Source organism: Sulfurihydrogenibium yellowstonense SS-5 (assembly GCF_000173615.1).
GTDB lineage: Bacteria > Aquificota > Aquificia > Aquificales > Hydrogenothermaceae > Sulfurihydrogenibium > Sulfurihydrogenibium yellowstonense.
Map to the genome: position 1 here is coordinate 1 of NZ_ABZS01000042.1, position 10,327 is coordinate 10,327.

A 10,327-nucleotide genomic window follows, 5' to 3' on the forward strand; every position below is an offset into this window, starting at 1 on the left:
GCGAGAAATGGACCAAAAGGTATTTCTAACTTTGATAAATCATCAGTTTTATACATCTTCATAAAGAAAACAGACCCAAGAAGACCAAGTAAAGACCCGAAAAATATTGTAAATAAAGCTCCAAACCAACCAACATAACTGCCGATGAATGCAAGAAGTTTTACATCACCAAATCCAAGTGCTTCTATATTTCTAACTTTAAGATAAAATAAAGCTAAAGCGTATAAAAACCCAGCCCCAACTGCAGCTCCAATCAAAGCGTCAGTAAGCGGATGAAAATCTCTAATTTCATAAGCCTTATAACTGGCATAAACAAAACCCATAAATAAACCTGAAAAGTTAATCTCATCAGGAATGATTTTAAATTCTAAATCTATGAAAGATAAAGCAATCATACAGGCAACAAAATAAAACATAAATACAAAATTTACTGTAAAGCCAAATTTTAAGTATGTAAAAACAGCCATTATGCCAGTGATAAATTCTACTAACGGATATCTAATACTTATTTTAGTGGCACAAAATTTACATTTTCCTTTAAGAATTATATAAGAAATAATGGGAATGTTGTCGTACCATTTAATCTGGTTTTTACATACAGGACATGTAGATGGTGGATAAACAATAGACATATTCCTTGGCAGCCTGTATATAACTACGTTTAGAAAACTTCCAATAGATGCTCCTAAAATAAAAATAGCCAGTAATTTTATAAGCTCAAACTCATTCATTGCTGTTCCTTATTTCTTGGATTGGATGCCGAAATTTTCTCTGTATAAGCTACTATTAATCTTACTATTGCAAACACTATCAATGCAATTATTAAATAGTAAGTTTCGCTTAATGATTCTCTCTCTTCAGTTGATATAAGAAAGCTCCTTACAGTTGAAGCAATCGCAGTGTCTACAAAAAGGTTTAACGATATTTGTTCTCCCTTTACCAATTTTATCTCGGCTCTTAGTAATGCCGATAATGGCCATAAAAGTATTGCAGTACCAAAAAGTTTTAAAGCACTTGAACTTATATTTTTCTTAAACATTATAATTCTTTCAAACAGCTCATAAGCATCATGTATAAACCACATAAAAATGGCAAGAGAAGTAAAAACTATAACAATCGCTAAAAACAGATGAATTAACCTGTCGAAGTTTTCAAGAAAGCTTATAAGTGGAGCATCTATATTAGTTATTTTATCAACCATGTTTCTTTTAATCTTTACTATCAATCTTTTCAAGATTTTCCTCTTTTAAAGCTTCTTCCTCTAACTCTTTTTTAAGCTGACTTCCTTTTTTGACCAAAAAGATAATCTGAAACGTAGTAAAACCTATCAAAACTGCAATGATTCCTTCAAACTTTGCTACCACATAACCAAGTAAAGCAGCTGCTATTACAACAGGTGCTCTAAAAATCATACTTGAAAGTATTTTTGATTTATTTGCTCCATATGTGCCAATACTTTTCCACATATGCCAAAAATAAATAAGACCCGCTATAAAACCAAGAATAAATAATCCAGCGTAAATAATTATTGCCATTAAGACTCCGTTTTTTATGTGTGATAAAATTATTATATCATTAATACTTAGGAGTAAAATCATGGATAAAAATAAACTTCAAAAATTCAGAAGATTACTTTTAAAGAAAAAATCTCAAATTTTAGAAAGATATTTGAAAAAAGAAGAAACAGAAAAAGTATTAACAGAGCAATCTGCTGAGCCAAGGGATTTGGAAGAGTATGCCAATATTGCTATTACTGAAGAAATTTTAGCCCAGTTGTCAGACATAGAAATAGAGATATTAAAGGCTATAGATGATGCTCTTGAAAGGATGCGAAATGGAACTTATGGAATATGTGAAGTTTGCGGAAAAGAAATTGAAGAAGAAAGGCTTGAAGCTGTTCCTTGGACAACTCTTTGCATCCAGCACGCAAAGGAGCAAGAGTCTCTCCAATCAACGCCAGATTTAAGATATAAAGAGTATTTTGATAATTTATCTGTGAAGGAAAATCCAGCATCAAAAGAAGAAGCAGGAGAGTTATGATGGAGTTATGGAAAAAATCTTTAAAAGAACTTTCAGACCTTGTTAAATCAAAGGAAGTTAAACCTTCTGAAATCGTTGAGGCTTTCATAGAAAGAAAAAACCAAGTAGAACCAAAGATTAAAGCCTACGTGACAGCTTTAGATGATTTAGCATTAGAAGAAGCAAAAAAGAGAGACGAAGAATTAACAAAGCTTGAAAACATTCCAGACCTTTTTGGGCTGCCAATAGCAATAAAGGATAATATCTCTACAAAAGATATAAGAACAACATGTTCATCAAAAATGCTTGAAAACTTTGTTCCTGTTTATGATGCAACCGTTATTGAAAGATTGAAATCTCAAGGCTATGTAATCACAGGAAAAACTAACTTAGATGAGTTTGCGATGGGTTCTTCAACTGAAAACTCAGCATTTTTCCCAACAAGAAACCCATGGGATTTAGAAAGAGTTCCGGGTGGCTCATCCGGTGGGTCTGCTGCTGTTGTTGCGGCAGGAATGGCTCCCGCATCTCTTGGGTCTGATACAGGTGGTTCAATCAGACAGCCTGCGGCATTTTGCGGAGTTGTGGGACTTAAACCTACATACGGAAGAGTATCAAGATACGGACTTGTTGCCTTTGCATCATCCTTAGACCAGATTGGACCATTTGGAAGAACGGTTGAAGACGTAGCAATGATAATGAACGTTATCTCTGGAAAAGACCCAAAAGATTCTACATCAAGAAGCATTCCGGTTCCAAACTACTTAGAAAGCTTAAACAAAGATGTAAAAGGTTTAAAAATAGGACTTCCAAAAGAGTTTTATACAGAAGATTTAAATCCACAAATAAAAGAGATAATCTTAAACGCTGTTAAGCAGCTTGAAAAAGAAGGAATGATAGTTGAGGAGATATCTTTACCATATACAAAGTATGCGATAGAAACTTACTATATCATAGCTCCGTCAGAAGCATCATCTAACTTGGCAAGGTTTGACGGTGTTAGATACGGATACAGAGCAAAAGAATATAAAAATCTTGAAGAGATGTATTCTAAAACAAGAGATGAAGGCTTTGGTGCAGAAGTAAAAAGAAGAATCATGATAGGAACCTATGCATTATCCTCCGGATATTATGACGCATATTACTTAAAAGCTCAAAAGGTTAGAACTTTAATCTACCAAGATTACATGAATGCTTTTGAAAAAGTTGATGTAATCATAACTCCAACAACGCCGGACGTAGCGTTTAAAATTGGAGAAAAATCAAACGACCCAATCCAGATGTACTTATCAGATATCTTTACAGTATCAGCCAACATGGCAACTGTTCCGGCAATAAGCATACCGTGCGGATTTAAAGACAATCTTCCGGTAGGAATGCAGATAGTCGGAAAGCCATTTGATGAAGAGACCATATTACAGGTAGCTTACAGATTTCAATCTTTAAATGACTATCATAAGAGATTTCCAGAAGTTTAGGTGTATTTATGTATAAATCTTTTACAATCAAGAATTTTAAAAATTTTAAGAGCTTAGAACTAAATGATTTAGAGAGAGTTAATCTTATTATAGGGAAAAACAACTCCGGAAAAAGCTCTTTATTAGAGGCTATTTTATTACATAATATGAGTATTGCAAGCATAACATCAATTATTGAGTCAAGAAATAGAGACCTATTAGACGCAACTGACTTTAAACATATAATACAAGCTTTCTTTAACAATTTTAATACAAAAGAACCTATTGATTTAATAGGATTTTTTGAAAATAATAAAAAAGTTAGCATTAGTTTTAGATTATTAGAAAAAGAAGAAGAGATTGAAAAGATTAATATAAAAATTGATTTAAAAGGTATTAGTAGTTTATATCCAAAGCAACCTTATGTTCTTCAGGCGGAGCATAAAGAGGATGGAAATATAAAAAACTTTTATTTAGTATTTTCTGCGTCAAATATAATGCCTTCTTCCTTCCCAGTTCCAAAATTTCCTGTATTCTTTTTGCCTACAAGCTTCCGGACTTCTATTTTGCTAGAGGTAGCTTTATATTCTCAGCTTAGGTCCGAGAATTATCAAGACAAAATAATAAAGTACTTAAGAATAATAGAACCAAAAATAAATAACATCGAGATACTAAATTTAACAGGAAGGTCTGTTTTATATGGAGATGTTGGACTTGATAAACCAATTCTTTTATCCTTCTTGGGTGAAGGAATGTCAAGATTAACAAATATTTTACTTGCTATTGGAGTTTCTAAGAATGGAGTTGTTCTGATAGATGAGATAGAGAATGGCTTTCATTATTCAGTTTTAAAAGATGTATGGAAGGCAATTTCAGAGATGGCAAGAGAGTTTAACGTTCAAATTTTTGCAACCACACACAGCTATGAATGTATTCAAAACGCCCATTTAGCTTTTAAAGAAAGTGATGTTTATGATTTTAGAGTTATTCGCTTAGATAAAATAGACGATCAAGTTAAACCTGTTGTTATGAATCAAGAAGACCTTGATACTGCATTGGAGCTTGGTTTTGAAATTAGGTAATGAAAAATTTAATAAAAGTATTGTAATTTTAATTGAAGGCAAAACTGATAAAATCTTTTTTGAAGAGTTGATTAAATTTATTGGAAGAGAAAGCGATATTCAAGTTGTATATATGGAAGGAAAAGATAAACTAAAAAGCTTAATAAAGTTTCCTGATTTTAGTTTAGTAAAGATTTTGGTCGTTGTCCAAGACGCAGATAATGATCCAAAACGAGCTTTTCAAAGTATAAGAGATACTTTAAAGAATTCAGGATTTTCTATTCCATCGAAACCTTATGAAATTTCTGATGGCAGCCTAAAGACAGCGATCATTATCCTTCCGGATGAAAATGAAAAAGGAGATTTGGAATCTTTGATTGTTGAGCATTTGAAAAATAGACTGGAATTTCGTTGCGTTGATGGGTTTGTAAATTGTGTAAAAAATTTTAACTTTGACCTTAAAAAGCTTAGTAAAACAAAACTTTATGCTTATATATCAATTACTTCAGAACCGGATGCTAATTTTGATACATTTATAAAGAAAAAAATTATAGACTTCACCAATGAGAGATTTAAAAAGTTAATAGATTTTATAAAATCGCTTCAGCCATGAATAACACAGACTTAACTTTTATTACTAACCTGCCCGGACAGACTTTAAAAGATAGATTTAATGCTCTGATTAAAGATACGAGATTTTTTGATGTATTGGTTGGTTATTTCTACGTAAGTGGTTTTTATGCTATTTATAAATCTTTGGAAAATACAGAAAAAATAAGAATTTTAATTGGCATCTCTACTACCAAACAAACGTATGACTTGATTGAAAAAGGAAGACATCTATCTCAGAAAGAAGCTAAGGAATTAGTAGAAGAAGAGATAATCAAAGAGTTTGAAGACTCTGAAGATAAAAAAGAAGTAGAGGAAGGAATATTAAAGTTTATTGAGTGGATATCAACAGGAAGGTTAGAAATCAGGGCATATCCTGAAAGAAATTTACACGCAAAATTGTACATAATGACCTTTAAAGAAGGTGATCGGGACGTTGGTAGGGTTATTACAGGGTCAAGTAATTTTACACAAAAAGGTTTGGTAGAAAATTTAGAGTTTAACGTAGAGCTTAAAAATATAAGTGATTACCAATATGCAAAGAAAAAGTTTGAAGAGCTTTGGGAAGATTCAGTAGAAGTTAGTGAAAAATTTGTCCAAACCATAAAAAACAAAACCTTTATAAACGATTCTATAACTCCTTATGAGTTATACCTAAAATTTTTGTATGAGTACTTTAAAGAAGAGTTAGATAGTACTCAAAATTTAGATACTTCTAATTTGCCTGAAAATTTTAAAAATCTTGAATATCAAAGACAAGCTGTTTTAAATGCAAAAAAGATAATAGAAGAGCATGGAGGTGTTTTTATCTCTGATGTCGTAGGTCTTGGAAAGACCTATATGACTGCTATGCTAGTCTCACAGCTTGGTGGTAATACTATGGTTATAGCACCACCATCTCTTTTAAGCAGAAGCAACCCCGGTTCTTGGGAAAACGTTTTAAGAGATTTTCATATTCCGTTTAAAGCAATATCCATAGGAAAGCTTGAAGAGGCATTAGAAGAGATAGAATTTAGAGAGTATAAAAACATTATCATTGATGAATCACACAGATTTAGAAACGAATCTACAAAAACATACGAAAAATTAGCTGAAATCTGTAGAGGAAAAAGAGTTATACTTGTTTCAGCAACTCCTTACAACAACTCACCAAAAGATATTTTAGCACAGATAAAGCTATTTCAAAATCCAAGAAGAAGTACAATACCCGGCATTTTAGATTTAGAAAGCTTTTTTAATGAGCTTAAAGGTAGGATAGAAAAAGCAAAAAAGAGTCAAGACCCGGAAAAGTTTGTAGAAGAATCCAAAGAAGTGGCAAAAGAGATAAGAGATAAAGTTTTAAAATACATAATGATAAGAAGAACCAGAAAGGATATAGAAACTTACTTTAAAGAAGACCTTGAAAGAAACAATCTAAAGTTTCCACAGGTAAACGACCCGACCCCAGTTTTATACCAGTTAAACGAAATAGAAGACAACGCTTTTATGAAAACTGTTGAACTTGTCGCCAAACGTTTAAAATATGCAAGATACACACCTTTACTTTATTTAAAATCTCAAATAAATACCTTAAAACAATCTCAAAAAAATATGGCATCTTTTATGAAAGTCCTTCTTGTAAAAAGATTAGAAAGCAGTTTTTATGCTTTCAATAAAACCTTAGATAGATTTATAAAGTCATACGAAGGCATGCTAAATGCTATAAATCAAAAAGGAAAAGTTTACATAAGCAAAAGGTTTTCAGACAAAATTTTGGAATTTTTAGAGAGCGACAACGATGAGGAGATTGAAAAATTACTCAATGAAGGTAAGGCAGAAGAGTATGATATACATGATTTTAAAGAGAACTTTATAGAGGACCTAAAAAAAGATTTAGATATCTTAAAACAGATAAAATCTCTTTGGCAGGATATAGAAAGGGACCCTAAGTTGGATGTTTTAATCCAAGAATTAAAAAATAATCCAATTTTAAAAGACAAAAAGGTAATTATTTTTACAGAGTCAAAAGAAACAGCAGAATATCTAACGGAAAACTTAAACAAAATATTTGATAACAAAGTCCTTTTATTTCATGGTGGGTCTTCTGAAGAAGTTAGAGATAAAATCATTGAAAACTTTGATGACAGGTCAAGAGTCAAGAAAGATGATTATAGAATTTTAGTAACAACTGATGTACTGTCAGAAGGTGTAAACCTTCATAGGTCAAACATCATTATAAACTATGATATACCATGGAATCCAACGAAGATTATTCAAAGAGTTGGAAGGGTTAACAGATTAGATACAAAGTTTGATGAGATTTATGTGTATAACTTCTTTCCAACTGCTCAGGTAGAAGACCAGATAAAATTAAAGCAGATAGCCCGCTCTAAGGTAGAAGCTTTCTTAAACCTGCTTGGCGGTGATGCTGCAATTCTAACAGAAGGAGAGTCTGTAAAATCTTATGAGCTTTTTGATAAATTAACATCAAAAAATTTCATAACAGATGAAGACTTTGAAGAAAGTGAACTTAAATACTATAGAATAATAGAAAAAATAAGAGATGAAAACCCGGACTTATTTGATAAAATTAAACAACTTCCAAAGAAAGCAAGAGCAGGGAAAAAAGCAGAAAATATAACCAACGCACTTTTGACATTTTTCAGAAAAGGAAAGTTGATGAAGTTTTATCTGTCAGATAAAAATAAAACGCAGGAATTAGACTTTTTAACTGCTGTCAAGTTTTTTGAATGTGATGAAAGCCAGCAAAAAATAATCATTCCAATTGAAGAGTTTTACAACCTTCTTGAAAAAAATAAAAAGGAATTTATTAGAGCAACCTATGAAGAAGAGTTTATTCATCATAAACCGGGTAAAGACAGCAGTAAAGAGCTATTAAAACATATAAAAGCTATTTTTAAAGACAGGAAAAAATTAACAGAAGAACAAGAAAAGTACATAGATTTAATAATTGAAAGAATTGAAGAAGGAGCTTTACCAAAAAAGACGGTTCAAAACGCTCTAAGAGCTATAAAACATATTGAAGACCCATTGAAAGCAATATCTATACTAAAAAATGAAATACCAAAAAATTTAGTTTATAAACAACATTTAGGTGTGATGCTAAATCAAGGTTATAAAAGAGAGGTTATATTATCACTGTATTTAGGAGCTTGATATGAATGACAAACAAGCAAAAGAGCTTGTAAGAGATACGTTTGAAAGTGAGTTTAAAAAAGAAAAATTTGACAAGTTTATAACTGAACTTTTAAAGAAAAATTTTGATAGGAGTAAAGCTCTTCCAAAAAGAAGCGGAAATCAAGCGGTACCGGAAAAGTACAGAGACTTTATAACTTCTTGGGAAAGATTGGGGCGGTATGAAGACCCAGAAGGTAGAATCATAGACGTTCTTATCGTCTATCTTAAAAAAGGACAATCTTTATACAGGTCAAGAGTAGCACAGAGGAACTTTGTAGCTGATTACCTAAGGGGAAATCTTGGAACTAAATCCCTTAAAGATGCTGCACTTGTTGCTTTTGTATCTCCTGACGAGGAAGATTGGAGGTTTTCTTTTGTTAAATTAGAGTATAAAAAAGAAGATGGCAAAGTAAAAGAAGTACTTTCACCCGCTAAAAGATGGTCTTTTTTGGTAGGAAAAAATGAAAAGAGTCACACCGCACAATCAAGATTTTTAGAGCTTTTAAAATCAGATAAAGAGCCAAGCTTAGAAGAGATTCAAAAAGCCTTTGATATAGAGACTATCACTAAGGAATTTTTCAAAGAGTATAGAGACCTATTTATCAAAACTAAGCTTGAACTTGATAAGATTGTAAAAGAAAATCCGGCTGTTAGAAAAGAATTTGAAGATAAAAATATCAGCACTGTGTCCTTTGCTAAAAAGCTTCTTGGTCAAATAGTGTTTTTATACTTTTTACAGAAAAAAGGTTGGTTTGGTGTAGAGAAAGGTAAAGATTTTGGAACAGGTCCAAGAGATTTTATTAGAAGGCTTTTTAATGGTGAGTATATAAGCTATAAAAATTTTTATAACGAAGTGCTTGAACCTTTGTTTTACGAAGCTTTAAGAGTTGATAGAAGTTTTAACGACCATTACTACGATAAGCTTAATTGTAAAATTCCATTTTTAAACGGTGGACTTTTTGACCCGCCAAACGATTTTAATTGGGTGGATATAGACCTTCTAATTCCAAATGAACTGTTTTCAAACGAAGCTGAAAACGGCATTCTTGATGTGTTTGATAGGTATAACTTTACTGTAAATGAAGAAGAGCCGCTTGAAAAAGAAGTAGCACTCGACCCAGAGCTACTTGGTAAGATTTATGAAAAGCTCAACGCAATCAGAGAAGATAACTTTGATGAGTATTTAAAAGCTCTAAAGTCTTCTGCCAAAGAAAATGAATTTAATAAAGAGTATGGAGTTTATTACACTCCAAGAGAAATTGTTCATTATATGTGTAGTGAAAGTCTTATTTATTACCTTGAATCTCAGTTAGATGGTAAGGTTAGTAGAGAAGATTTGGAAGTGTTTGTAAATTTTGCTGACTTGTTTATTGAAAATGAAAAAGTGGCACAAAAGAAAGCTGAAAATGGTAATGAAAATACAAAATACAAATATAAAATTCCGGAAAGCATTATACAAAATGCAGAAAAAATTGACAAACTGCTTGATGATTTGAAAATCTGCGACCCTGCTGTTGGTTCTGGAGCTTTTCCTGTTGGTATGCTTCATGAGATTGTAAAGTTAAGACAGCTTCTTTCTGTATATACAAAAAATAATCTTAACACATACGATTTAAAAAGGCATACGATAGAGAATTCTATCTACGGCGTAGATATAGACTCGGGAGCTATTGAGGTTTGTAAATTAAGGTTTTGGTTGTCTTTGGTTGTTGATGAGGAGTCTTTTAAGGATATAAAACCACTTCCAAACTTGGATTATAAGATAGTTAGAGGAAATTCGTTAATTGGATTTCCTGAGGATTGGAGGAGCGATATAGGAAATAAGATTTCTGAGTTAGAAAGTAAATATTTCTCAGAGACACATCCAGATAGGAAAAAAGAGATAAAAAAGGAGTTGGATGCGTTAATTTTGAAAAGGCTTGAAAATTCTGAAGGAGTACTTGGATATAAGGTGGATTTTGATTTTAGATTGTTCTTTCCGCAAGTTTTTAAAGAAAAAGGCGG

8 protein-coding genes and 1 pseudogene are annotated in these 10,327 nt (G+C 31.9%); 6 read left to right on the forward strand and 3 right to left on the reverse strand.

From position 1 onward, the window contains the following. From SULYE_RS02690 to SULYE_RS02700, 3 genes are all read right to left on the reverse strand, one after another. Positions 1-731: prepilin peptidase (locus SULYE_RS02690; protein WP_007546251.1), on the reverse strand; the 731-nt coding region annotated here is incomplete at its 3' end. Next, positions 728-1,234: a phosphate-starvation-inducible PsiE family protein gene (locus SULYE_RS02695; RefSeq protein ID WP_007546252.1), complete on the reverse strand. Its 507-nt coding sequence runs from the start codon at positions 1,232-1,234 to the stop codon at positions 728-730. The genes SULYE_RS02695 and SULYE_RS02690, both read right to left, overlap by 4 nt. Next, positions 1,209-1,535, reverse strand: a complete 327-nt coding sequence (locus tag SULYE_RS02700) for an ATP synthase subunit I (RefSeq protein ID WP_007546253.1) — start codon at positions 1,533-1,535, stop codon at positions 1,209-1,211. The genes SULYE_RS02695 and SULYE_RS02700 overlap by 26 nt, the downstream gene beginning before the upstream one ends. 61 nt (positions 1,536-1,596) lie before the next feature. Here SULYE_RS02700 and SULYE_RS02705 point away from each other — a divergent pair, with 61 nt between their 5' ends. The 6 genes and pseudogenes from SULYE_RS02705 to SULYE_RS02730 all read left to right on the forward strand — a co-directional run. Next, a complete protein-coding gene (locus SULYE_RS02705; protein ID WP_007546254.1) occupies positions 1,597-2,040 on the forward strand; it encodes a TraR/DksA family transcriptional regulator in 444 nt (147 codons plus the stop codon). Next, positions 2,040-3,497, forward strand: a complete 1,458-nt coding sequence (gatA, locus tag SULYE_RS02710) for an Asp-tRNA(Asn)/Glu-tRNA(Gln) amidotransferase subunit GatA (protein ID WP_007546255.1) — start codon at positions 2,040-2,042, stop codon at positions 3,495-3,497. The genes SULYE_RS02705 and gatA overlap by 1 nt, the downstream gene beginning before the upstream one ends. An 8-nt stretch (positions 3,498-3,505) precedes the next feature. Next, positions 3,506-4,558, forward strand: coding sequence for an AAA family ATPase (locus SULYE_RS02715; RefSeq protein WP_007546256.1), 1,053 nt, complete (start codon positions 3,506-3,508; stop codon positions 4,556-4,558). Continuing rightward, the gene (locus tag SULYE_RS02720; RefSeq protein ID WP_007546257.1) at positions 4,545-5,150 is read left to right on the forward strand and encodes a DUF3226 domain-containing protein; all 606 of its coding nucleotides are present in this window, start codon (positions 4,545-4,547) and stop codon (positions 5,148-5,150) included. Before SULYE_RS02715 ends, SULYE_RS02720 begins: the two co-directional genes overlap by 14 nt. Beyond that, positions 5,147-8,302 (forward strand): helicase-related protein, encoded by a 3,156-nt coding sequence (locus SULYE_RS02725; RefSeq protein WP_007546258.1) that lies wholly within the window; start codon positions 5,147-5,149, stop codon positions 8,300-8,302. The genes SULYE_RS02720 and SULYE_RS02725 overlap by 4 nt, the downstream gene beginning before the upstream one ends. Before the next feature lies 1 nt (position 8,303). Continuing rightward, positions 8,304-10,327, forward strand: a pseudogene (locus SULYE_RS02730) (Eco57I restriction-modification methylase domain-containing protein); the annotation flags it as partial.